At 66.4% G+C, this 22,833-nt stretch carries 16 protein-coding genes; 10 read left to right on the top strand and 6 right to left on the bottom strand.

The window, feature by feature from the left end:
- Nucleotides 1–480 precede the first annotated feature (480 nt).
- A complete protein-coding gene (locus tag AC1RQC_RS09220; RefSeq protein WP_492374465.1) occupies nt 481–1,311 on the top strand; it encodes a DUF3047 domain-containing protein in 831 nt (276 codons plus the stop codon).
- A gap of 7 nt (nt 1,312–1,318) precedes the next feature.
- On the opposite strand, the gene AC1RQC_RS09215 is transcribed toward AC1RQC_RS09220, so the two are convergent.
- Both AC1RQC_RS09215 and AC1RQC_RS09210 read right to left on the bottom strand, forming a co-directional pair.
- Nucleotides 1,319–2,512 (bottom strand): M20 aminoacylase family protein, encoded by a 1,194-nt coding sequence (locus AC1RQC_RS09215; RefSeq protein ID WP_492883006.1) that lies wholly within the window; start codon nt 2,510–2,512, stop codon nt 1,319–1,321.
- A gap of 42 nt (nt 2,513–2,554) precedes the next feature.
- Nucleotides 2,555–2,758 carry a hypothetical protein gene (locus AC1RQC_RS09210; RefSeq protein WP_492883004.1) on the bottom strand — a complete coding sequence of 68 codons (204 nt, stop codon included), beginning with the start codon at nt 2,756–2,758 and terminating at the stop codon, nt 2,555–2,557.
- Between the two features lie 65 nt (nt 2,759–2,823).
- On the opposite strand from AC1RQC_RS09210, the gene AC1RQC_RS09205 reads away from it, so the two are divergent.
- The 5 genes from AC1RQC_RS09205 to AC1RQC_RS09185 all read left to right on the top strand — a co-directional run bounded on the left by AC1RQC_RS09205 (nt 2,824) and on the right by AC1RQC_RS09185 (nt 8,624).
- Nucleotides 2,824–4,410 carry an ABC transporter substrate-binding protein gene (locus tag AC1RQC_RS09205; protein ID WP_043349901.1) on the top strand — a complete coding sequence of 529 codons (1,587 nt, stop codon included), beginning with the start codon at nt 2,824–2,826 and terminating at the stop codon, nt 4,408–4,410.
- 233 nt (nt 4,411–4,643) lie between these two features.
- Nucleotides 4,644–5,621 (top strand): ABC transporter permease, encoded by a 978-nt coding sequence (locus tag AC1RQC_RS09200; RefSeq protein ID WP_006163472.1) that lies wholly within the window; start codon nt 4,644–4,646, stop codon nt 5,619–5,621.
- Between the two features lie 4 nt (nt 5,622–5,625).
- A complete protein-coding gene (locus tag AC1RQC_RS09195; RefSeq protein WP_492374462.1) occupies nt 5,626–6,543 on the top strand; it encodes an ABC transporter permease in 918 nt (305 codons plus the stop codon).
- Between the two features lie 21 nt (nt 6,544–6,564).
- Complete coding sequence (locus AC1RQC_RS09190) at nt 6,565–7,563, top strand: ABC transporter ATP-binding protein (RefSeq protein ID WP_492374461.1); 999 nt, start codon at nt 6,565–6,567, stop codon at nt 7,561–7,563.
- Nucleotides 7,560–8,624 (top strand): ABC transporter ATP-binding protein, encoded by a 1,065-nt coding sequence (locus AC1RQC_RS09185; RefSeq protein ID WP_416049762.1) that lies wholly within the window; start codon nt 7,560–7,562, stop codon nt 8,622–8,624. The genes AC1RQC_RS09190 and AC1RQC_RS09185 overlap by 4 nt, the downstream gene beginning before the upstream one ends.
- A 54-nt stretch (nt 8,625–8,678) precedes the next feature.
- On the opposite strand, the gene AC1RQC_RS09180 is transcribed toward AC1RQC_RS09185, so the two are convergent.
- Nucleotides 8,679–9,848: an ABC transporter substrate-binding protein gene (locus AC1RQC_RS09180; protein ID WP_416049761.1), complete on the bottom strand. Its 1,170-nt coding sequence runs from the start codon at nt 9,846–9,848 to the stop codon at nt 8,679–8,681.
- 312 nt (nt 9,849–10,160) lie between these two features.
- Here AC1RQC_RS09180 and AC1RQC_RS09175 point away from each other — a divergent pair, with 312 nt between their 5' ends.
- Nucleotides 10,161–12,317, top strand: coding sequence for a molybdopterin-containing oxidoreductase family protein (locus tag AC1RQC_RS09175; RefSeq protein ID WP_492883003.1), 2,157 nt, complete (start codon nt 10,161–10,163; stop codon nt 12,315–12,317).
- A 5-nt stretch (nt 12,318–12,322) separates the two neighbouring features.
- The gene (locus AC1RQC_RS09170; protein ID WP_492374459.1) at nt 12,323–13,516 is read left to right on the top strand and encodes an aminopeptidase; all 1,194 of its coding nucleotides are present in this window, start codon (nt 12,323–12,325) and stop codon (nt 13,514–13,516) included.
- Between the two features lie 8 nt (nt 13,517–13,524).
- On the opposite strand, the gene AC1RQC_RS09165 is transcribed toward AC1RQC_RS09170, so the two are convergent.
- From AC1RQC_RS09165 to AC1RQC_RS09155, 3 genes are read right to left on the bottom strand one after another with little or no spacing between them, the layout of a single operon-like run.
- On the bottom strand, nt 13,525–14,865 hold the full coding sequence (locus AC1RQC_RS09165) for a branched-chain amino acid ABC transporter substrate-binding protein (RefSeq protein ID WP_492374458.1): 1,341 nt from the start codon (nt 14,863–14,865) through the stop codon (nt 13,525–13,527).
- 20 nt (nt 14,866–14,885) lie between these two features.
- Nucleotides 14,886–18,224, bottom strand: a complete 3,339-nt coding sequence (locus AC1RQC_RS09160; RefSeq protein ID WP_492883000.1) for an acetyl-CoA carboxylase family protein — start codon at nt 18,222–18,224, stop codon at nt 14,886–14,888.
- 51 nt (nt 18,225–18,275) lie between these two features.
- The gene (locus AC1RQC_RS09155) at nt 18,276–20,006 is read right to left on the bottom strand and encodes an AMP-binding protein (RefSeq protein WP_492882998.1); all 1,731 of its coding nucleotides are present in this window, start codon (nt 20,004–20,006) and stop codon (nt 18,276–18,278) included.
- Nucleotides 20,007–20,223: 217 nt separating this feature from the next.
- Here AC1RQC_RS09155 and AC1RQC_RS09150 point away from each other — a divergent pair, with 217 nt between their 5' ends.
- Both AC1RQC_RS09150 and AC1RQC_RS09145 read left to right on the top strand, forming a co-directional pair.
- Complete coding sequence (locus AC1RQC_RS09150) at nt 20,224–20,889, top strand: TetR/AcrR family transcriptional regulator (protein ID WP_492882996.1); 666 nt, start codon at nt 20,224–20,226, stop codon at nt 20,887–20,889.
- A 198-nt stretch (nt 20,890–21,087) separates the two neighbouring features.
- The gene (locus AC1RQC_RS09145) at nt 21,088–22,770 is read left to right on the top strand and encodes a long-chain fatty acid--CoA ligase (protein WP_183037063.1); all 1,683 of its coding nucleotides are present in this window, start codon (nt 21,088–21,090) and stop codon (nt 22,768–22,770) included.
- The last annotated feature ends 63 nt before the right edge of the window (nt 22,771–22,833 follow it).

Raw genomic sequence — 22,833 nt, 5'->3', positions numbered from 1 at the left:
TGAAACGACTCCACGCCGATGATAGTGCGGATACCCGTGTGAAAGTAGGTAATCGCCAGGCTCTCCCTTGAAACCCCTCAGTACGAAAGTACTGGGGGGTTTTGCTTTTGCGCGATCGAAAGTGCAATCGAAGTAGCGACGGAAACAGCGCTGTCGCCACACCGGGAATCCCCGCGTCAGGGTACCCGAGCCTTCCTTCGCCCATATCCTTCTGTTACCGTTTGCCTCAAGCTCCGGCTTGGTCCGGCGTGACGCGGTTCGATGCATTGATGCAGTTCGAAAGATTGAAATAAGTCCGGGCCGGTGCGCGCCAACAGGCGTGACCAGGCGGTGGCATCCAGGTTTGGGGGATGAATGGCGGCCAGATTTTGCCTGTTGGTACTGACCAGCGTGGTAGGTGCGCTTGTTTTGACGGGTTGCAGCACACTCGGAACGGCGTCCACGCCGCGGGGACCGATCCCGCTGTCGGGGCCTGGCGCCATGGCTGCGCTCTCGTCGAACGACTGCAGCAGTTTTGCCGCGCACATTGAGCAGCTCAGGCTAGCCGAACCGGCGCAGACGCCGGTTTCCGCCGAGAGCGCGACAGCGGGCCTGATCGCAACGAGCCAGGACCCAGCCGAAGCCGATCATGCCGAGTCCAGCGAGCCGGAAGAGCACCCTACGCTGAAGCGCCTGCCCTTGTTCTCCGCGACACCAAGCGGGCTTAGCAAGCCGGCAGGCTGGCAGCCCTGGACCGTCAATCGCAACAAGATTCCCACGCGCTATACCCTGACAGAAGTCGACCAGCGCATGGTGTTGCATGCCGAAGCCGACAGTTCTGCATCCGGCCTGTACGTACCACTGGTCGGGCGCGACCCGGGCATGCTGAACTGGACATGGAAAACGCGCGACGTCATCCGTAGCGCTGACAACTCACTGGCCCCGCGCGAGGACTCGCCGCTGCGCATCTTCGTCGCCTTCGATGGCGACAAAGGCGGCCTCTCGTTAAAGGATCAGCTGATGTACGAAATGGCGCGGCTGACAACGGGGCGAGAGATGCCTTATGCCACGCTGATGTACATCTGGGGCGGGCGCAAGCCTGAAGGATCCGTGGTGTCGAATCCGCACACTGAGCGTGTGCGGATGATCGTGGTCGACTCCGGTACCCGGCATACCGGCGAATGGCGTTGCCACCGGCGCGACCTGCGCGCCGACTATCGCAAGGCCTTCGGGGCCGATCCGGGCAAGGTGGTGGCGATCGGCCTCATGACCGATACCGACAACACCAGGAGCCGCGCCGAAAGCTGGTACGGCGACATCGCGCTGGACTGATGCGCGCTCAAGCCGGCGCGAGCCACTTCTCCGCCAGCTTCACGAAGAAGGTCGAGCCGACCGGCAGGATCTCGTCGTTGAAGTCGTAGCTGGGGTTGTGCAGCATGCAGGGACCAAGGCCGTGGCCGGCTTCGCGGTGTACGCCTTCGCCATTGCCGATGAACAGGTAGCACCCGGGCTTTTCCAGCAGCATGAAGGAGAAGTCCTCGGCGCCCATGGTCGGCTCGATCTTGCCGTCGACATTGCCCGCGCCCACCAGCTCGCTCGCCACTTCGACGGCGAACGCGGTTTCCGCTGCGCTGTTGACGGTGGGCGGATAGTTGCGGTGAAATTCGAAATCCACGGTGCAATCGAAGGCGCTCGCAACCGCCTTGGAGACTTCCTCCATGCGGCGCTCGATCAGGTCCAGCACCGGCAGCGTGAAGGTGCGCACCGTGCCGCCGAGCCAGACCTGGTCCGGCACGATGTTGGTGGCATCGCCGCCGTGGAACTGCGTGACCGAGATCACGGCGGCATCGATCGGGCGCTTGTTGCGGGTAATGATGCCCTGCAGCGCGGACACGATTTGCGCACCGGTGAAGACCGGGTCGTTGCCGTTGTGTGGCAACGCAGCATGCGCGCCCTTGCCGCGCACGACGATGCGGAATTCATTGCTCGACGCCATCAGCGGGCCGGCGGTGGTGCCAAAGCTGCCGGCCGGCATGCCGGGCCAGTTGTGCATGCCGAACACGGCATCGCACGGGAAGCGCTCGAACAGGCCATCCTTGATCATCTCGCGCGCGCCGCCTCCGCCTTCTTCGGCCGGCTGGAAGATCAGGTTGATGGTGCCATCGAAATTCCGGTGCTCGGCCAGATAGCGTGCCGCGCCCAGCAGCATTGCGGTGTGGCCGTCATGGCCGCAGGCATGCATGCGGCCGTCGTGCTGCGAGCGGTGGCCGAAGGTGTTGGCCTCCTGCAGCGGCAGGGCATCCATGTCGGCGCGAAGGCCGATGCTGCGCTTGCTGCTGCCGTTGCGAATCACGCCGACCAGGCCCGTGGTGCCAAGGCCGCGATGGACCTCGATGCCCCAGGCAGCGAGGTTCTGCGCCACCACGTCGGAAGTCCGTTCCTCCTTGAAGCAAAGCTCCGGATGGGCATGGATGTCGCGTCGGATGCTGCGGATTTCAGGCTGCGCCTGAAGAATTTCGGGGATGAGTGTCATGATGCCAGTTGAGGGCGATGGATACCCCGATCATACGACGCCTTAGTCCAAAGCGCCAAAACAGGCGCCCGGCACGACACTTCCGCCACTTTCACCGGCGCTCCCGCAGCGCATCACCACCAACCAGCGCGGGGGTTTCCCCGCATTGCCCCGCATGGTGCAGTGCTGGAACAGTTCATGCTTGATGTGCTTGCCTGGCAACGTTGCCGCCTGTTGCGTCCGTAGCCGCACCAAAATGCGGCGCATGGCCTGATTTGCCTGCGCTGCCCTTAGTAGTCATTTGCTACATTTCTTCCCTGGAGAATTGCGCGATGTCCCTTCGCACATGCAAGAAGGCATTCGGTGCCATGGTGGTAACCGCGGCCATGAGCTTCGGTTTTGCCAGCCAGGCCCACGCGGTCGATTTCAAGCTGGCCATGAGTTCGCCCCCGACCTCGATGGATCCGCACTTCTACAACCTGTTCTCCAACATCAACGTCTCCGAACACATGTTCGAGTGCCTGGTGAAGATGGATGCGGACAGCAAGATCATTCCCGGCCTGGCCGAGTCCTGGAAGCTGGTGAACAACCTGACCTGGGAATTCAAGATCCGTAAGGGCGTGAAGTTCCACGACGGCTCGGAGCTCACCACCGACGATATCGTCTGGTCGCTCGAGCGTCCGTCCACCATCCAGAACAGCCCGGGCAAGTTCGACGTCTACACCAAGGCGATCATCAACAAGAAGGTGATCGACAAGTACACCATCCAGCTCACCACCAACACGCCGTACCCGCTGATGCTGAACGACCTGACGTCGATCTTCATCGTGCAGAAGAAGGCCACGCAGGGCCTGACCTCGGACGACTTCGCGCAAGGCAAGGGCATGATCGGCACCGGCCCCTTCAAGTTCGTCAGCTACGCGCGCGACGACCGGGTCGAGCTGGTGAAGAACCCCGACTATTGGGGCCCCAAGCCCGCCTGGGACAAGGTGACGCTGCGCTTCATCCCGAACCCCGCCACCCGCATGGCAGCGCTGTTGTCCGGCGACGTGCAGGCGATCGAGAACGTGCCGACGCCGGACCTGCCGCAGGTGCGCAAGGATCCGAAGCTGTCCTTCTTCTCCAAGATCTCGCATCGCGTGATCTACCTGTACACCGATGACAAGAAAGACAAGTCGCCTTTTGTCACCACCAAGGAAGGCGCGCCGATGGACAAGAACCCGCTGAAGGATGCGCGTGTGCGCAATGCCATCAGCATGGCCATCAACCGCCAGGGCATCAAGGACCGCCTGATGGAAGGCCTCGCCGAGCCGACCAACAACCTGGTGCCGCCCACCCTGTTCGGCTACAACCCGAACCTGAAGACGGTCAAGTACGACCCGGAAGGCGCCAAGAAGCTGCTGGCCGAGGCGGGTTACCCGAACGGTTTCGGCATCACCCTGCACACGCCGAACAACCGCTACGTCAACGACGAGAAGATCGCTCAGACCATTGCGCAGAACCTGACCCGCATCGGCATTGCGACCAAGGTAGAGGGGATGCCGATGGCAACCTATTCTTCCAAGGGTATCAAGCACGAATTCTCGTTCGGCTTGCTGGGCTGGGGTGCGCAAACCGGCGAAGTGAGCTCGCCGCTGCGCGCGCTGCTGGCGTGCGAGGATCCGAAGAAGGGCTTTGGCACGACCAACTGGGGCGAGTACTGCAATCCCAAGATGGACGTGGTGCTGGAAAAGGCGCTGGCCACCGTGGATGACGGCGAGCGTTCCAAGCTGCTGCAGGAAGCTACCGCGATCGCCATCAACGATGGCGGTATCATCCCGATCCACCAGCAGGTGACCACCTGGGCCACCCAGAAGGGCATCACATACGTGCCGCGTACCGACGAACGCACGTACGCACACAATTTCAAGCCGCAGTGAAGCGAAGCCTTGGGCGGTAGCGGTGAGGCCGGGGAGCACGACCACAATGTCGCGCTCCCCGGACACAAGATCATCTGCAGGTAAAAGCGGGAAGCGTCCGCGGTCTGGGTGGCCGCTTCCCGGCGAATCATCCCCGGACGGTAGCCGGGCCTAGCCACGAGCCGACTGCCGGTGCAGCCAGGCGGCGCCCACAGGCGCCGTGGCCTGTCATCGGCGAAGGAAAGCTTCCGAACATGCTGGTTTTCATTATTCGGCGCCTGATGCAGAGCGTAGTCGTGCTCTTCGTCATGTCGCTATTGGTTTTCCTGGGCGTCTTTGCCATCGGCAACCCGGTCGATATCCTGATCAATCCTCAGGCCGACCAGGAAGACATCAAGCGCACCATCGCGGCGCTCGGACTCGACAAGCCCCTCTGGGAACAATACTGGATCTTCCTGCGCAACGCGCTGCACGGGGACCTTGGCACCTCGTTCGCGCACGGCACGCCCGCGCTCAAGCTGATCTTCGAGCGCATGCCGGCCACCATGGAACTGGCCGTGTGCGCCATCCTGCTGGCCGTGCTGCTCGGCATCCCGCTCGGGCTGTGGGCGGGCCTGCGTCCTGGCGGCGTGGCTGGCAAGACCATCATGGGTGTTTCCATCCTCGGCTTCTCGCTGCCCACCTTCTGGGTCGGGCTGATGCTGATCATGGTGTTCGCGGTGCAACTGGGCTGGCTGCCGTCCAACGGGCGCGGTGAAACCACCTCGCTGCTAGGCATCCCCGTCAGCTTCCTGACGGTGGACGGCCTGCGCCACTTGCTGCTGCCGGCGGTGACGCTGTCGCTGCTCAATATCGCCATGGTGATCCGTCTCACGCGGGCCGGCACGCAGGAAGCGATGCTGATGGATTACGTAAAGTTCGCGCGGGCCAAGGGCCTGTCGAATACGCGCATCGTGGGCGTGCACGTGCTCAAGAACATCATGATCCCCATCGTCACGGTGATTGCCCTGCAGTTCGGCTCGATCATCGCCTTTGCCATCGTGACCGAATCGATCTTCGCCTGGCCCGGCATGGGCAAGCTGATCATCGATTCCATCCAGTTGCTCGACCGGCCGGTCATCGTGGCCTACCTGATGGTGATCGTGACGTTGTTCATCCTGATCAACCTGCTGGTGGACATCATCTACAGCGTGCTCGATCCGCGCGTGCGTATCGCCGACAACAAGGGCTGAGCTCATGACAACCGCAACCGAAACCACCGTGGCCCCGCCGCTAGCCGAGCAGACCCCGCTGCGGCGCTTCGCCAGCCAGTTTTTCTCGAGCAAGATCGCCGTGACCGGCCTGACCTTGCTGATCATCATCTTGCTGATCGCGCTGTTGGCGCCCTGGCTGTCGCCGCAGAACCCGTATGACCTCGCTACGCTCGACGTGCTCGATGCGCGCATGGCCCCGGGCGAGCAGTCCGGCAGTGGCATGACCTTCCTGCTTGGCTCGGACGAGCAGGGCCGCGACATTCTCTCGGCCGTGATGTACGGCCTGCGCATCAGCATCGGCGTGGGCGTGGTCAGCACCGTGATCGCGCTGCTGCTGGGTGCCACGCTCGGCCTGATCGCCGGTTTCCTCGGCGGCCGCGTCGAGGCCATCATCATGCGCGTGGCCGACCTGCAGCTGTCGTTTCCGCCCATCCTGCTGGCGTTGATCCTGCTGGCGTTCCTGCGGCCCGGCATCGGCAATATCGTGATCGCGCTGGTGGCGGTGCAGTGGGCTTACTACGCCCGCACCACCCGCAGCGCGGCGCTTGTGGAGCGGCGCAAGGAATATATCGAGGCCGCCACCTGCCTGGGCCTGCCGCCGGGGCGGATCATGTTCCGCCACCTGCTGCCCAACTGCCTGCCGCCCCTGATCGTGATCGCGGCACTGCAGGTGGCGTCCGCCATCACGCTGGAGGCCACGCTGTCCTTCCTTGGCCTGGGCGTGCCCATTACCGAGCCGTCGCTGGGCTCGCTGATCGCCAACGGACAGCAATACATGTTGTCCGGCAAGTACTGGATCAGCTTCTTCCCGGGCATTGCGCTGGTGGTCACCATCGTGGCCATGAACCTGGTCGCCGACCAGCTTCGCGATGTACTCAATCCGCGCCTGCAAACGCAGTAACGCAGCACGACAGGAGCGAATATGAGCAAACCGACCCTTGTGGTGGAAGGCCTCAAGACCCAGTTTTTCACGCGCGGCGGTGTCGCGCGCGCCGTCGACGATGTCTCGTTCTCGGTTGATCGAGGCGAGATCATGGGCCTGGTGGGCGAGTCCGGATCGGGCAAGTCGATGACCGGCTACTCGATCATGGGCCTGATCGATCCGCCCGGCAAAGTGGTGGATGGCCGCATCGAGCTGACCAGCCGCGACGGCGTCACGCGCGACCTGCGCAACCTCACGCCGGCGCAGATGCGCGATGTGCGCGGCAACCGCATCGCGATGATCTTCCAGGATCCGATGATGACGTTGAACCCGGTCCTGCGCATCGACACGCAAATGATCGAAGCCGTGCTGGCGCATGAGAAGGTCGACAAGGCGGTGGCGCGCGAGCGCTCCCGCAACGCGCTGGCACGCGTCGGCATTCCTTCGCCGGACGAGCGCCTGCGCGCCTATCCCCATCAGTTCTCGGGCGGCATGCGCCAGCGCGTGGCGATTGCCATCGCGCTGCTGAACAAGCCCGACCTGATCATCGCCGACGAGCCCACCACCGCGCTGGACGTAACCATCCAGGGCCAGATCCTGTACGAGATGCAGAAGCTGTGCCGCGAGTCCGGCACCGCGCTGATCTGGATCACCCACGACCTGTCCGTGGTGGCCGGCCTGGCCGATACCGTGTGTGTGATGTACGCGGGCAAGATCGTCGAAGCCGGCGATGTGCGCCAGGTGCTGGAGCGGCCCGAGCATCCCTACACGCACGGCCTGATCAGCTCCGCGCCGTCGCGCAACCCGCGTGGCGCGCCGCTGCGGCAGATTCCCGGCATGACGCCATCGTTGCTGAACCTGCCGGCTGGTTGTGCTTTCCGCGAGCGCTGCGCTTACGCTACCGATGTGTGCAAGACCGCGCCGCCGCTCGACACCGCGGCAGACGGGCGCCGCCTGCGCTGCTTTCATCCGGTTCTCTCCCAGCAGGAGGCCGCATGAGCGCCGCCGTTGTTGATCCCGCCCTCGCCGCCATGACAACTGATTCCAGCGCGGAACCCACGCCCAACGCGCCCATCCTCGAGTTGCGAGGCGTGTCCAAGCGCTTCGTCAAATCGCTCGACGCCGCAGCCAAGATCGCCAATCTCTTCGGCGCTGGGGCGAAGGAGGAGGTAGTGCATGCGGTCGACCGGGTCGACCTGTCCATTCGCGCGGGCGAGGTGGTGGGCCTCGTCGGCGAGTCCGGCTGTGGCAAGTCCACGCTGGGCCGCATGGCGGTGGGCCTGCATTCGCTGACCGAAGGCTCCCGCTTGTGGCGGGGCGTTGACCTGGACCGCCTGCCGCCGGAAAAGAAGCGCGAGAAGCAGCTGGCGATCCAGATGATCTTCCAGGATCCGTATGCATCGCTGAATCCGCGCCTGCGCGTGATGGATATCGTTGGCGAGGCGCCGGTCGTGCACGGCATGGTGCCGGCCAGCGAGCAGAAGCGCTACGTGGAAGACATGCTGGTGCGCGTGGGCATGGACCCCACCGTACTTCGCCGCTTTCCGCACCAGTTCTCGGGCGGGCAACGCGCGCGCATCGGCATAGCGCGTGCGCTGGCGGTCAAGCCGGAATTCCTGGTGTGCGATGAGTCGGTGGCGGCGCTGGATGTCTCGATCCAGGCGCAGGTGCTGAATCTCTTCATGCGCTTGCGGCAGGACTTGAACCTGACCTACCTGTTCATCAGCCATGACCTGGGCGTGGTCAAGCACATCAGCGACCGGGTGGTGATCATGTACCTGGGGCGGGTGGTGGAGTCGGCGCCGGCGGAAGATGTCTTCGCCAGCCCCAACCATCCCTACACGCAGGCGCTGCTGGCCGAGGCCCCGAAGCTGGAAGTGGGCAAGAAGACCTTCGTCGCGATCAAGGGCGAGATCCCTTCGCCGCTGAATCCGCCGCCGGGTTGCCATTTCCATCCGCGCTGCCCGCACGCGATGCCGCGTTGCCGGGAGGAGCAGCCGTTGTTGAAGGAAATCGCGCCGATGCGGTTTTCGGCTTGCCACCTGAACGACATGGCGTAGGTGCTGTCAGCATCTGGCCCGTCTCACGCGTGCGCGAGACGGGCCATGTGCCCATCAGCGGATGACCTGCCCCCGCGAGTTGATGATGGTCATCTCGACAAATTTCGAGCCGACGTGGCTGTCCGGGCTGAAGTTGATGATGTAGCCGCCGAGGTCGACGTTTCTCATGCTTTCCAGCGCGGTGATCAGCTTTTCGCGGGTGAGGTCCTTGCCGGCGCGGCGCGTGCCTTCGACAAAGGCCTTGGCGGCGATGAATCCTTCGATGCTGGCGTAGTCGAACTCGTTGGGCTTGCCGGCCGCCTGCAGCAGGCGCAGGTATTCGCGCACCACCGGCAGCGTGGCATTGCCTGGGTGGGGCATGACTTGCGAGATGATCACGCCGCTGCCCTTGGCGCCGACTTCCTTGGCGAGTGCCTGGGTGCCGACGAACGAGACGTTATAGAACTGGCCATTGAAGCCGCGGCGCAGCGCTTCCTTCACGAAGGCACCAGTGGTCCGGTACGCGTTGATCATCACCACCGCGTCGGGCTTGGACTTCATGGAGCCCTGCATGGCGTCGCCGATCTCCACCGTATTGCGCACCACGCCCTCGCGGGCGACGATCTGCACGCCGCTGTCGGGCGCGGCCTTGAGGGCGCGCTCGAGCGCTTCCAGGCCGGCCTTGCCGTAGGCGTCCTCGTTGTAGACCACGGCGACCCGCTTGAGGCCGGTGACGCGGACCTGGCGCAGGATGGCCGCGGCTTCCTCGTTGAAGCCGGCGCGCACGTGGAAGGCATAGCGGTTGAACGGCTCGCGCAGCGACTGGGCGCCGCTGTAGGGCGCGAAGAACGGCACCCTGGCCTGGGTGGCCAGCGGCAGCGAGGCCTCGCCGGTCTCCGTGCCGACGTAGCCGAACAGCGCGAAGGCGTGGTCCTCGTCGATCAGCGCGCGGGTATTCTTGGCGGCGGATTCCGGCTCGTTGAAGTCGTCCAGCACCTTGAGCTCGATCTTGCGGCCGTAGATGCCGCCGTGCTGGTTGATGTAGTCGAAGTAGAGCTGCGCGCCAGAATTGAGCTGCTTGCCTAGCATGGCGGTAGGCCCGGTGAGCGCAGCCGACTGGCCCAGCAGGATGGTGTCCGCGCTGACGCCGTTCTCGGCGCTGGCATTGGCAACGAATGAGCCGATGGCGCATGCCACCAGCAGGCCGGCAATGCGCCAGGCCCTGACCCCAGAATGCACTTGCATGGTTTCCCCGTGAAAAACGGTGTGTTCTTTACCCGTGAATGCCTTGCCGGTCTGTGCCGGCGCTGCCCTGGCGCCATCCCCTGGCGCAGCGTCGGGCTATCATAATCGAATACAATCGGAGCCTAACAATTTCCCCCGGCGGTGCCCGTCGGGGCGACGCCGGCATACAACACGCGACGCCACCAGGCTAGTCCGGCAACGGCCTTTCTGCACGGTGACCAGGCCCCGCCGCGTGTGGCCGCTCAGCCGCCCCAATGCTGCTGCCCCATGGCAGTCGCGCCGCCCGTCCCCAATTGCTTGCCAGGAGAATCCATGGCTTCCCGCATCGTCCGTGCCGCTTGCCCGCACGATTGTCCTGATACCTGTGCCTTGCTCGTCACCGTTGAAGACGGCCGCGCGACCAAGGTGGCGGGAGATCCCGACCATCCCGGCACCCAGGGCGTGCTGTGCACCAAGGTGTCGCGCTACACGGACCGCACTTACCACCCCGACCGCCTGCTGACGCCGATGAAGCGGGTCGGCCGCAAGGGCGAAGGCAAGTTCGAGCCGATTTCCTGGGACGAGGCGCTGGACACCGTGGCCACGCGCTTGTCTGCCATCGCCGCGCGCGACCCGCAGGCCATCCTGCCGTACAGCTATGCCGGCACCATGGGGCTAGTGCAGGGCGAGAGCATGGCGGCGCGCTTCTTTCACAAGCTGGGCGCCTCGCTGCTTGACCGCACGATCTGCGCCAGCGCCGGTGCCACCGCGCTGCGCTACACCTATGGCGCCAGCATCGGCATGGATATCGAGCATGTGCCCGATGCCAAGCTCATCATCATCTGGGGCGGCAACCCCATCGCCTCCAACCTGCATTTCTGGACGCGGGTGCAGCAAGCCAAGCGGCGTGGCGCCACCCTGGTGGCGATCGACCCGTACCGCTCGCTGACTGCCGAGAAATGCCATCGCCACATCGCCTTGATGCCCGGCACCGACGGCGCGCTGGCGCTGGCGATGATGCACGTGCTGATGCGCGACGGCCTGCTCGACTTTGAGTACATCGCGAGCCACACGGTGGGCTTCGAGGCGCTGCGCGAGCGCGCCCAGGCCTACACCCCGCAGCGCGCGGCCGAGATTTGTGGCATCAGCGTGGATGACATCGAATGGCTGGCCGGCCTCTACGGGCAACTCGCGGTGCGCGAGCGCCAGCCGGTGGCGATCCGCCTGAACTATGGCATGCAGCGTTCGCACGGCGGCGGCCAGGCGGTGCGCGCTGTGGCCTGCCTGCCGTCGCTGGTGGGGGCCTGGCGCCACGCGGCCGGGGGCCTGCAGCTGTCCACATCGGGCTTCTTCCCGGTGGACAACCTGGCGCTACAGCGCCCGGACCTGCTGCCGGGCCTGCCGGCGCTGCCGCGCACGGTCAACATGAGCACCATCGGTGACGCGCTGCTGGATGCCGGTGACGGCGCGGGCAACCCGAAGATCGAGGCGCTGGTGGTCTACAACAGCAACCCGGTGGCGGTAGCGCCGCAGTCGACCAAGGTGGCCGAAGGCTTCGCCCGTGAGGACCTGTTCACCGTGGTGCTGGAGCAGTTCCGCACCGATACGGCTGACTACGCCGACATCCTGCTGCCGGCCACCACCCAGCTCGAGCACGTGGATGTGCACAAGGCCTACGGCCATACGTACTTCCTGGCCAACAACCAGGCCATCGCGCCGCTGGGCGAGGCCGTGCCCAACACCGAGATCTTCCGCCGCCTGGCCCAGCGCATGGGCTTTGCCGAGCCGTGCTTTGCCGATAGCGACGAAGATATCGCCGCCCAGGCCATCGTGGCCACGGACCCGCGCGCGGCAGGCATCAGTTGGGAGTCCCTCAAGGCACAGGGCTGGCAAAAGCTCAACCTGCCGGCGGCGCCGCTCGCCGAAGGCGGCTTTGCCACGGCGTCCGGCAAGTGCGAGTTCTACTCGGAGATCATGCGCCGCGACGGCCTCGATCCCTTGCCCGACTACGTGCCCCCGTACGAGACCCCCGCGACCGCGCCGGAACTGGCTGCGCGCTATCCGCTGGCGATGATCTCGCCGCCGGCGCGCAATTTCCTCAACAGCTCGTTCGTCAACGTCGACAGCCTGCGCGCCACCGAAGGCGAGCCGCACCTGGACATCCATCCTGATGACGCCGCCCCGCGCGGTATCGCCAGTGGCAGCATGGTGCGCGCCTTCAACGACCGCGGCAGCATGCTGGCGCGGGCGCGCGTGACCGACCGGGCCCGGCGCGGGCTGGTGGTGGGGCTGTCGATCTGGTGGAAGAAGCTGGCGCCGGATGGCAAGAACGCCAACGAGCTCACCAGCCAGCGGCTGACCGACCTGGGCCGTGCGCCGGTGTTCTACGATTGCCTGGTGCAAGTGGAAGCTGCACCGGCCACGGCCACGGCCACGGCCACGGCCGCCGCCACCGCCACCGCCACCGCCACCGCCACCGCCACCGCCTAGCCACCATGAACCTGCGCCCGGCACGCACGCTTCAAGCCCTGGCTGCACTGGGGCTTGCCGCGCTGCTGTCCGGCTGCGACACGGTCGGCTACTACGCGCAGTCGATCGGCGGCCACCTTGGGGTGATGGCGGATTCCCGGCCATTGCCCGACGCCATTGCCGCGGCCCAGCAAGCCAAGGACACGCGGCTGGCTCAGCGCCTGGCCCTCGCCGGCACCATCCGCGACTTTGCTTCGCATGAGCTGAAGCTGCCGGACAACGGCAGCTACCGGCGCTACGCCAACCTGCACCGGTCGTATGTGGTGTGGAGCGTGTTCGCCACCCCCGAGCTGTCGATGGAACTGCACAAGTGGTGCTTCCTGGTGGTGGGCTGCATCAGTTACCGCGGCTATTACGCGCAGGAAGATGCCGACGGCTATGCGCAGGGCCTGCGCAAGGAGGGCCTGGAGCCGTATGTCGCCGGCATCCCGGCGTATTCCACGCTGGGCTATTTCGACGACCCGCTGCTCAATACCTTCGTCTATCAGCCCGAAGGCGAGCTGGCACGGCTGATCTTCCACGAACTGGCGCACCAGGTGGTCTATGTGCGCAATGACACCACCTTCAACGAGTCTTTTGCCACCGCGGTGGAAACGGCCGGGGTGGAGCGCTGGCTGGCGCTCGCGGCGTCGCCCGATGCCCGCGCCAGCTACCGCCAGTACGACCTGCGCCGCCAGCAATTTCGCGCGATGCTGCTGGACGCGCGCGATCGCCTCGATGCGCTCTATCACTCGCCCCTGTCAGACGATGCCAAGCGCGCGGGCAAGACGGAAATCTTCGCCGGCCTGCGTGCGCGCTATGCGAAGCTCAAGGAAGAGTGGGGCGGCTACAGCGGCTATGATCGCTGGTTCGAGCGGCCGCTGACCAATGCGCAGCTTGCCGCGGTGGCGACCTACCAGCAATGGGTGCCGGCTTTCACGGTGCTCCTGGCGCAAAACGGTGGCGACTGGACGGCGTTCTATGCCGAGGTCAGGCGCATCGGCGATCTGCCGCGCGCCGAACGCGATGCCCGCCTGCGTGAGCTGGCGCCCCCGGCCAGCGGCGGTGACGCGCTGACCGCCGGCGAGAGCGGGACCGCGGTAGGGGCCGCGATCGGCGCGGCACGCGCCAGCGGCGCGCCCGACATGCCATCCGCGCCCGCGGCGGGTGCCAAGCCTTGATGGACTGACTAGGTGCCCGTTGGGCGCTTCATCCGGCAGACCGACGGCAGGTTCAGGTCTCCCCCTGCCGTCGTGCTGTCGAGGCGGAAGCCGTACTGCGTGCCTTCCACGCCAACCTTGACGGTCTTGCCGTCCACCGGCGCAATGGTCGAGACCACCTGCGGCAACAGCAACTGGTGATCGCTCTTGCGCATCAGCACGTCGCCAACGGGCGAGCGGTACTGCATGCCCTCGAGCGCAAACGCGATGCTGGTCGGGTCGTCGGATCTGGCGCGGCGAATCGCCTCGCTGAGCATTTGCACGGCGATCAGCACGCGCGGGGCGAAGTACTCGCCCGCCGGGGTTTGCCTGACCCGCGCCGCCAGCGCAGCCAGCACCGGATCGTCGCCGTTGGGCAGGTACTCGGCCACCCAGGTCAGGTGCGCGTTCTTTGCCTGCGACACGGCCAGCACTGTGCCGGGCGCGCCGCCGCCGCTATGGTTCAGGTAGTTCAGTTCGTAGCCGGCCTCGCCGCCGGCCTTGATCAGCAGGCTGAGGTCCTGGCCCCAGTTGCCCGTGACCACGGTATCGGCGCCGCTTTCCTTGATCCGGCTCATGTACGGCGCGAAGTCCTTGACTCGCGCCAGCGGGTGCAGCGCCTCGCCGACGAACTGCACGTCGGGCCGCGCTCCCGCGATCATCTGCCGGCCCAGTGCTGCCCAGATGCGGCCCTGGGTGTAATCCTGGTTGAGCAGGTAGACCTTGCGCATGCCCTTTTGCTCGCGCGCGAAATTGGCCAGCGCGCGCATTTTCATTGCCGTGTTCGCCTCGGTGGCGAAGTGCCAGAAGCTGCAGCGCGCGCCCGTCAGGTCGGGGTCGAGCGACGCGTAGTTCATGATCAGCACGCGCTGCCCGGGGTTGCGCTCGTTGTGCCGGTTGACGGCCTCCACCAGCGCCGTGACCACCGGCGAGCCAGATGCGCCGGTGAACACCACTTGCACGCCGGCGTCGATCGCGCTTTGCAGCGCGATGAGGCTTTCCTGCGCAGAGAGCTTGTTGTCGTAGCTCACCAGCGCGTAGTTGCGCCCGAGCACGCCGCCTTGGGCGTTGGCGTCGTCGAGCGCGAACTTCAGGTTGGCCTGGAAGATCTGGCCCACGTTGGCCAGCGGCCCGGACAACTGGTCGATGAACGCCACCTTGATGGGTGCGGCGGCGTCCTGCGTTTTTTCCTGCGCCTTTTCCTGGGCCTGTAGCGGCAGCGCGCCGGCCAGCGCGAGCGCGGCAACGGCGACGCTGCGCATGAACACGCCACACGCCAGCGCGGCGATCCTGGCGGCGGCGCGTGGCGCGTGCCTCAAGTCATGGGACATCGATCCTCTCCTTCTGCTTGTCACCACGTGTCGATGAAACGGCGCGATCCGGCCGCCGGCGTATCGCGCGCGGCCGATGCCGGGAGCGCGGAGGCCAGGCCGCGCAGCAGCCAGTGGCGTGTGTCGGCCGGGTCGATGACGGCGTCGATTTCCAGGTGGCTAGCCATATTAAGCGCTCGGCCACGCTGGTAGGCGCCCTCGATCATGCGCGCAAACAAGGCTTCGCGCTCGTCCGGGTCGGCCACCGCTTCCAGTTCCTTGCGAAAACCCAGCCGGATCGAGCCCTCGATGCCCATCGCGCCGAACTCGCCGCTGGGCCAGGCTGCGGTAAAGAACGGCGCGCTGAAGCTGCCGCCCGCCATGGCTTGCGCGCCGAGGCCATAGCCCTTGCGCAGCACCACGGTGAAGAAGGGCACGCGCAGCGCGCCGGCGGTGACGAACAAGCGCGAGACGTGGCGCACCGTGGCGGTCTTCTCCGCCTCCGGTCCCACCATGAAGCCAGGCGTGTCGCACAGCGAGACGATGGGCAAGCCGTGCGCATCGCATAGCTGCATGAAGCGCGCGGCCTTGTCGGCGGCTGCGGCATCGATGGCGCCGCCCAGGTGCCGCGGGTTGTTGGCGATGCAGCCGAAGGCGCGGCCCTCGATGCGGATCAGCGCGGTGATGATGCCCGCGCCAAAGGCGGCGCGCAGCTCCAGGACGGAGTCGTGATCGGCCAGCGCCGCGAGCACGCCGCGCATGTCGTAGCTGCGCAGCCGGTTCTCAGGGATCAGGTGGCGCAGCGCGCGCGCATCGCCGGCCTCCCAGTCGGTGAGGTCGCCCTGGAAATAGGACAGGTAGCGGCGCGCCGTCTCCACCGCCGCTATCTCGTCGTCGACCAGCACGTCGATCACGCCGTTGGGTGCTTGCACGCTCACCGGGCCGACTTCCTCCGGAGCGAACACGCCGAGCCCACCGCCTTCGATCATGGCCGGGCCGCCCATGCCGATGGTGGCGTTGCGCGTGGCGATGATCACGTCGGCGCAGCCTAGCAGCGCGGCATTGCCGGCAAAGCAACGCCCGGAGACGATGCCCACCAGCGGCACCTGGCCGGACAGCCGCGCGAACTGGATGAAGGACGTGCAATCCAGCCCGGCCACCACCGGGGTGTCGGTGTCTCCGGGCCGCCCGCCGCCGCCTTCGGCGAACAGCACCACCGGCAGGCGCCACTGGCGCGCCAGCGCCAGCATGCGGTCCAGTTTCTTGTGGCCGTAGAAGCCCTGGGTGCCGGCCAGCACCGTGTAGTCGTACGCCAGCACCATGCAGCGCGCATCCGTGGCCGGGAAGCGTTCGGCGTTGACGGTGCCAATGCCGGTGACGATGCCGTCGGCCGGCGTCGCGCGCTCCAGGTCTTCCACGCTGCGGCGCTGGCGTTGCGCGGCGATGGCGAGCGCGCCGTACTCGATGAACGAGCCTGCATCGCACAGCTGGGCGATGTTCTCGCGCGCGGTGCGCCCGCCGCGGGCATGGTGCTTGTCCACCGCCTGCGGGCGGGCCGCATCCTGCGTGAGCGCGTGGCGGGCCAGGGCGTCGCGCAGGTCCGCGCGGATATGGGCGGGATCCACGGCGGCGCCGGCCTGCGCTCCATGATGGCCACCGTCATCCAGCGACAGCACGATCACCGGTGCGCCCGCGCGCAGCACGTCGCCGGGCGCGGCCAGCACGCGCAGCACTTCGCCCGCGCCTGGCGCTTCCAGCGGGTGCTCCATCTTCATGGCTTCGATGATGGCCAGCGATTGGCCGCGCCGCACGCGGTCGCCGGGGCGCACCTGCACCGCTGCCAGCGCGCCATCCATGGGTGCGCTGAGCAGCTCGGCATCCTCGGGCAGGTCGTCCGGCAGCGTGGATGCGAGCGCTTGCGGGCCGCTGGCCGCGGCCACCGCATGCAGCGCCGGATGGCCGGGATCGCTGCCCTGCGACTGCGCAGCGAGGGCCGGTAGCGCCGCGTCCAGGTACTGCGTGTGGACTGCGTTGCGCCGCACATCGTCGCGCAGCAGCAGGTCCTGCAGCAGCCTGCGGTTGGTGTCGATGCCTTCGATGCGGAACTCGCACAGCGCCCGATAAGCCTGGGCCAGAGCGCGCGCGTAGTTGCCGCCGGGCTCATGCACGATCAGCTTGGCCAGCAGCGAGTCGAAACGCGGGTTGACCGTCATGCCGGCATGGCCCGCGCCATCGACGCGCACGCCGGGGCCGCTGGGCGGCTCGTAGGCATCGATGCGGCCGCTGGCGGGGCGCAACTGGCCCTGCGCGTCGAGGTGCTCGGCGTTGATGCGCAACTGCACCGCGATGCCGCGCGGCGCGGGCGCCTGCGCCAGCCCGAGGTGGCCGAGGTCCTGCCCGGCGGCAATGGCCAGCTGCAGCTGGACCAGGTCCACGCCGGTCACCATTTCCGTGACGGTGTGCTCCACCTGCAGGCGCGGGTTGGCCTCCATGAACCAGAACTCGCCATCCGCACCATTCGCAGCATCCGCACCCAGCAGGAACTCAAAGGTGCCGATGCCGCGATAGGCGCTGGCGCGCGCCAGCGTGATCGCGGCCTGGGCCAGGCGCGCACGCATGCCAGCATCGAGCGAAGGGCTGGGTGCCACTTCAACCAGCTTCTGGTGCCTGCGCTGCAGGCTGCATTCGCGCTCGCCCAGGGCGATCACGCCGCCGGCCGCATCTGCCACCACCTGGATCTCGATATGGCGCGGTGCATGCACGATGCGCTCCACGTAGACGGCGCCGTTGCCGAATGCGGCCGTGGCCTCGGAGACGCAGCGGGCATAAGCCTCGTCGATGTCCGCTGCCGCGTGCACCGCGCGCATGCCGCGCCCGCCGCCGCCGGCCAGCGCCTTGATCATCATGCCGGCCGCCTTGCCTGGCGCTTGCAGCGAGGCAAAGAACGCATGCGTCGCTTCCAGCGTCGTCGGCCCGGTGGAACCCGGCACCACCGGCACGTTGCACTCGTGCGCCAGCGCGCGCGCGCGCGCCTTGTCGCCGAACAGGCGCAGCACGTCGGGTGCGGGGCCGACGAAGGCCAGGCCGGCATCCAGGCAGGCCTGGGCAAACTCCGCGTTCTCGGACAACAGGCCGTAACCCGGGTGGACCACGTCGCAGCCACTGCGGCGCGCGGCTTCCACTACCTGCGCGATATCGAGGTAGGCGCGCGGGCCGGTGCCGGGCAGCGCCACCGCGCCATCGGCCTTGCGCACGTGGAGGGCGTCGCGATCGTCCTCGCTATAAAGCGCCACGCTTTCCAGGCCCATTGCGGCGGCGGCGCGGGCGATGCGGATGGCGATTTCACCGCGATTGGCGATCAGTAGCTTGCGAAACGTCATGATGCGAAGAAGGTGAATGTGGCGGATTTCATAGGGAAGGGCATCGCGGGATCAGCCAAGCTGCTCGGCCAGCGGCGCCAGGTCCTGCTTGCGCACCTTGCCCGTGGCGGTCAGCGGCAGGGCGTCGACAATATGCACGAGCGGCACCTTGTAGACGGCCATGTTGGCGCGGCACCATTGCACCAGCGCCGCGTTGTCCACCGTGCCGATGGCCTCGGGCTTGAGCATGACAAAGGCTACCGGCAGCTGGCCGCGGTCCTCATCCGCGCGGCCCAGCACCGCCGAGCCGAGAATGGCCGGATGCTGGCCCAGCAGCGCCTCGATCTCGGCCGGGAACACGCTCATGCCGTTGACCTTGAGCATCTCCTTGCGCCGGCCCAGGTAGTGCAGGTAGCCGTGCTCGTCGATCAGGCCGATGTCGCCGGTGTGGAACCAGCCGTTGCGCAGCGACTCGCGCGTGGCGTCGGGTTTGTTCCAGTAGCCTTTGAGCAGGGTCGGCGTGCGCACGCACAGCTCGCCCTCGGCGCCCGGCGGCAGCAGCTCGCCGCTGGTGAAGTCGCAGATCTTGAACTCGGTGCCCGGCACGGGCAGGCCGACAAAGATGGGCTGGGCGCGCAGGTCCAGGTCATCGTCCTGCATGCCGTAGGCAAAGGTGTTGCAGGTTTGCGTCTCGGTCATGCCCCAGGCGGTCTCGGCGATGACCGAGCCGGTCAGCGCCTGCCACGCGCGGCGATAAGGCAGGTTGAGCTTCTTGACGAAGGACGATACGCCCACGTAGCGCAGCGAGCGCAATGCGTACTGCGCCGCGTGCGGGTGCTCCATCACTTCCACCGCGTTGTCCACCAGCATCGACGCGTTGGTGACCTGGTAGCGCTGCACCGCCGCAATGAAGGTCTCGGGATCCCAGCGCGCCAGCAGCACCAGCGGGATGCCGAAGAAGGCGGGGAAGATCAGGCAGAGGTTTTCGCCCGCGATCCAGAACTCGGGGAAGAAGCCCAGCATGACGCTGTCGTCGGCGATGTCGAGCGAGACCGCGCCGAACGCGGCCGCCATGTCCACCATATCGCCCTGGGTGTGGATGCAGCCCTTGGGCAGGCCCGTGGTGCCGCCAGTGTAGTTGAGCGCGGCCACGGCATCGAGCGAGGCCGGTGTGGCAGGGGCTGCGTGCGTGCACGCCGCCATCGCGGACAGCAGGTCGATGGCGTGGCCGTCCGCTTCGCAGTCATGGCGCGGGGCCTGCACCATGGGCGGCAGCGGCAATGTGGGCTCGGTGGGAATCACGTCGGCAAAGCTGGTCGAAAACAGCAGGGCGAGCGGATCCTGCGCGCCCAGCGCGGCGCGCGTTTCGCGCACCAGCGGCACCAACTGGTCCAGCGCGATCAGCGCGCGCGGCGTGCTGTCGGTGAGCGCGTGCTGCAACTCGGCGCGCTGCGAGAGCGGGCTGATCGGCACGTACACGGCGCCCAGCTTGAGGATGCCGAAGAACACGATGTGGAACTGCGGGCAGTTCGGCATCAGCACCGCCACGCGGTCACCGGCGCCGACGCCGTGTGCTGCCAGCAGTGCGGCGCAGCGGTCGCTCTGCGCGTCCAGCTCCGCGTAGGTGGTTTCGTGGCCGTAGAAGATCACCGCGGGGCGGTCTGGCCGGGTGCGGCCCCAGTGGCGCAGCATGTCCGTGAGCGGCTGGCGCCCCAGCGGATATTGCGGCGTGCGCGGGGTGCGCTCGGGCCATGCGCGCTGCCAGCGCGCATGCATGTCGGCCAGGTAGGTCGTTTCGTCCATTGGCGGTGTCTCCTTGCTGATGGGCCGCCAAGCCGGCTTGGGCTGGCGAAATTTACTCTTTGGTATATTTGTTTACCCTTGGGTATGATCGTATTGGCATTGCCGTCATGCGTCAAGCCAGGTGCCGCCCGCGTGAATCCAGGTTTCAGGGGGAGCGGGTCAACGCCAAAACGGACTGCCGGGCCTTCCAGCCACGGCGCCATGCGAGAATCGCGTCATGCCGACTGCACAGAAAACCGCTCCCGCCGCCGAGGCCGCTCCGGAGATCGCTCCGGACGCCGTACCTGCCCGCTCGCATATCGCCGAGCGGCAGGAAGCGCGCCGCCGCCAGATCCTCGATGCCGCTGCCCAGCTGTTCTATACCAAGGGCTATCCCGGCATGACGATGAACGACCTGTGCCGCGCGCTGGGCGTGACCAAGCCGGCGGTGTACTACTACTTCACTGACAAGTACGAGATCTTCGACATCTTGTGCCGCGAGTCCGCGCAGACCTGCCTGCCGGTCATCCGCGAGACCGCCGACCCGGCGCTGCCGGTGCGCGAGCGCCTGCATACCTGCCTGCTGGAAATGGCGCGGCGTTGCATTGCCTGCTACGTGCCCGCCACGCTCAGCTTTCGCGACAACCAGTACCTGCGGCCGGAAACGGTGACGTGGCTGGGCAATATGGCGCGCGCCTTCTACCGCGACCTCTATGCGCTGCTGGAGGAAGGCAAGCGCACGGGCGTGTTCAGCTATGGCGACGCGCGCGTGACCGCCCATGCGATCGGCAGCGTGGTTGGCTTCATGTACACCTGGCACCAGCCCGAGCGCATGGAGGCGCAGGCGCTGGCGGAAGAGCTGGCCATGAGCATGATGAAGATGGTGCTGCCGGTGAACGCCTGACTTCGACAAGGCATTTCGTTGCGGCCTGGCGCAAGCCGCTAGGGGAATTCCCCAGTCCAGGTTGAACTGTGCGCTAAACTCCACGTCAGACGGTGGGGTGAGTCCAGAGGACTTCATCTAACGTGTTGTCTTAACCGGGTCGCGCGTTTAGCATCTGTCGAAAATCGAACGACCATTCAGAAAATCAGGAGACGGTGCATGGAAAGACTGTGGCTGAAGCATTACCCGGCCGGCGTGCCTGCCGAGATCGATAGCAGTCAGTTCCGCTCGCTGGCCGAATTGCTCGAGGCGTCCTTCCGCACCTATGCTGATCGCCGTGCCTTTGTGTGCATGGACAAGTCGATCACCTACGGCGAACTTGACCGCATGTCGCGGCAATTCGCGGCGTGGCTGCAGTCGCGCGGGCTCAAGCCGGGCGCGCGCGTGGCCATCATGATGCCCAACGTGCTGCAGTATCCGGTGGTGCTGGCCGCGGTGCTGCGTGCCGGCTTTGTCGTCGTCAACGTCAATCCGCTCTACACCCCGCGCGAACTCGAGCATCAACTCAAGGACAGCGGCGCCGAAGCCATCGTCATCCTCGAGAACTTCGCCACCACGCTGCAGCAAGTGCTGCCCGCCACGCCGGTCAAGCATGTGGTGGTGGCCAGCATGGGCGACCTGCTGGGCGGCCTCAAGGGCGCGATCGTCAATTTCGTGGTACGCAACGTCAAGAAGATGGTGCCGGCGTGGGAACTGCCCAACTGCGTGCGCTTCAACGCAGTGCTGGCAGAGGGGCGCGGCATGCAGTTGCAGCCCGCCACCACGGGCCCGGACGACGTCGCCTTCCTGCAATACACCGGTGGCACCACTGGCGTGTCCAAGGGCGCCGTGCTGCTGCACCGGAACATCGTCTCCAACGTGCTGCAGTCCGAAGCCTGGATGCAGCCGGCGCTGGCCAAGGGCGCACCGATCGACCAGGTGATCACCATCACGGCGCTGCCGCTGTACCACATCTTCGCGCTGACGGTCTGCTGCCTGCTGGGCATGCGCAGCGGCGGCCTGAGCGTGCTGATCCCCAATCCGCGCGATATCCCCGGCTTCATCAAGGAGCTGCAGAAGTACAAGTTCAACATGTTCCCGGCGGTCAATACGCTGTACAACGCGCTGATCAACAGCCCGGATATCGACAAGGTCGACTTCTCCGGCTTGCGCGTGGCCAACGGCGGGGGCATGGCGGTGCAGGAAGCGGTGGCCAAGAAGTGGCTGGCCAGGACGGGCTGCCCGATCATCGAGGGCTACGGCTTGTCGGAGACCTCGCCTTCGGCGACCTGCAACCCGACTGATTCCGACGCGTTCTCCGGCACCATCGGCCTGCCGCTGCCGTCGACCGACATCGCCATTCGCGACGACGACGGCGCGGACGTGCCGCTCGGCCAGGCTGGCGAGATCTGCATCCGCGGCCCGCAGGTGATGGCCGGCTACTGGAACCGCCCGGACGAGACCGCCAAGGTCATGACGGCCGACGGCTTTTTCAAGTCCGGCGACATCGGTGTGATGGACGCGCGCGGCTACACCAAGATCGTCGACCGCAAGAAGGACATGATCCTGGTGTCCGGCTTCAACGTGTACCCGAACGAGGTCGAAGGCGTGGCCGCAGAGTGCCCGGGCGTGCTGGAGGTGGCAGCGGTGGGCGTGCCGGACGAGCATTCGGGCGAAGTGGTCAAGCTGTACGTGGTCCGCAAGGATCCCGCGCTGACGGAAGCCGAGCTGATCGCCTTCTGCAAGGAGCGCCTGACCGGCTACAAGCGGCCCAAGTTCGTGGAGTTCCGCAGCGAGTTGCCCAAGACCAATGTGGGCAAGATCCTGCGCCGCGAGCTGCGCGACAGCCGCAAGGCGGCCTGAGCGAAGAGCGCAAGCCAGCCACGCACGCCGCAGCAAGAACGGCCTCCCGCAAGGGAGGCCGTT

The sequence above is a fragment of the Cupriavidus sp. GW822-FHT03E04 genome (assembly GCF_058801495.1).
The sequence above is the reverse complement of the archived record's forward strand: the minus strand, read 5'-3'. Positions and strand labels throughout refer to the sequence as shown.

What these genes read in the sequence shown, in the direction of transcription:
- AC1RQC_RS09170 (WP_492374459.1), top strand. Translation starts at nt 12,323, where the DNA reads ATGAACCTGCGCCCGGCACGCACGCTTCAAGCCCTGGCTGCACTGGGG.
- AC1RQC_RS09160 (WP_492883000.1), bottom strand. Translation starts at nt 18,224, where the DNA reads ATGACGTTTCGCAAGCTACTGATCGCCAATCGCGGTGAAATCGCCATC.
- AC1RQC_RS09180 (WP_416049761.1), bottom strand. Translation starts at nt 9,848, where the DNA reads ATGCAAGTGCATTCTGGGGTCAGGGCCTGGCGCATTGCCGGCCTGCTG.
- AC1RQC_RS09165 (WP_492374458.1), bottom strand. Translation starts at nt 14,865, where the DNA reads ATGTCCCATGACTTGAGGCACGCGCCACGCGCCGCCGCCAGGATCGCC.
- AC1RQC_RS09220 (WP_492374465.1), top strand. Translation starts at nt 481, where the DNA reads ATGGCTGCGCTCTCGTCGAACGACTGCAGCAGTTTTGCCGCGCACATT.
- AC1RQC_RS09195 (WP_492374462.1), top strand. Translation starts at nt 5,626, where the DNA reads ATGACAACCGCAACCGAAACCACCGTGGCCCCGCCGCTAGCCGAGCAG.
- AC1RQC_RS09200 (WP_006163472.1), top strand. Translation starts at nt 4,644, where the DNA reads ATGCTGGTTTTCATTATTCGGCGCCTGATGCAGAGCGTAGTCGTGCTC.
- AC1RQC_RS09185 (WP_416049762.1), top strand. Translation starts at nt 7,560, where the DNA reads ATGAGCGCCGCCGTTGTTGATCCCGCCCTCGCCGCCATGACAACTGAT.
- AC1RQC_RS09145 (WP_183037063.1), top strand. Translation starts at nt 21,088, where the DNA reads ATGGAAAGACTGTGGCTGAAGCATTACCCGGCCGGCGTGCCTGCCGAG.
- AC1RQC_RS09205 (WP_043349901.1), top strand. Translation starts at nt 2,824, where the DNA reads ATGTCCCTTCGCACATGCAAGAAGGCATTCGGTGCCATGGTGGTAACC.
- AC1RQC_RS09210 (WP_492883004.1), bottom strand. Translation starts at nt 2,758, where the DNA reads ATGCGCCGCATTTTGGTGCGGCTACGGACGCAACAGGCGGCAACGTTG.
- AC1RQC_RS09150 (WP_492882996.1), top strand. Translation starts at nt 20,224, where the DNA reads ATGCCGACTGCACAGAAAACCGCTCCCGCCGCCGAGGCCGCTCCGGAG.
- AC1RQC_RS09215 (WP_492883006.1), bottom strand. Translation starts at nt 2,512, where the DNA reads ATGACACTCATCCCCGAAATTCTTCAGGCGCAGCCTGAAATCCGCAGC.
- AC1RQC_RS09190 (WP_492374461.1), top strand. Translation starts at nt 6,565, where the DNA reads ATGAGCAAACCGACCCTTGTGGTGGAAGGCCTCAAGACCCAGTTTTTC.
- AC1RQC_RS09175 (WP_492883003.1), top strand. Translation starts at nt 10,161, where the DNA reads ATGGCTTCCCGCATCGTCCGTGCCGCTTGCCCGCACGATTGTCCTGAT.
- AC1RQC_RS09155 (WP_492882998.1), bottom strand. Translation starts at nt 20,006, where the DNA reads ATGGACGAAACGACCTACCTGGCCGACATGCATGCGCGCTGGCAGCGC.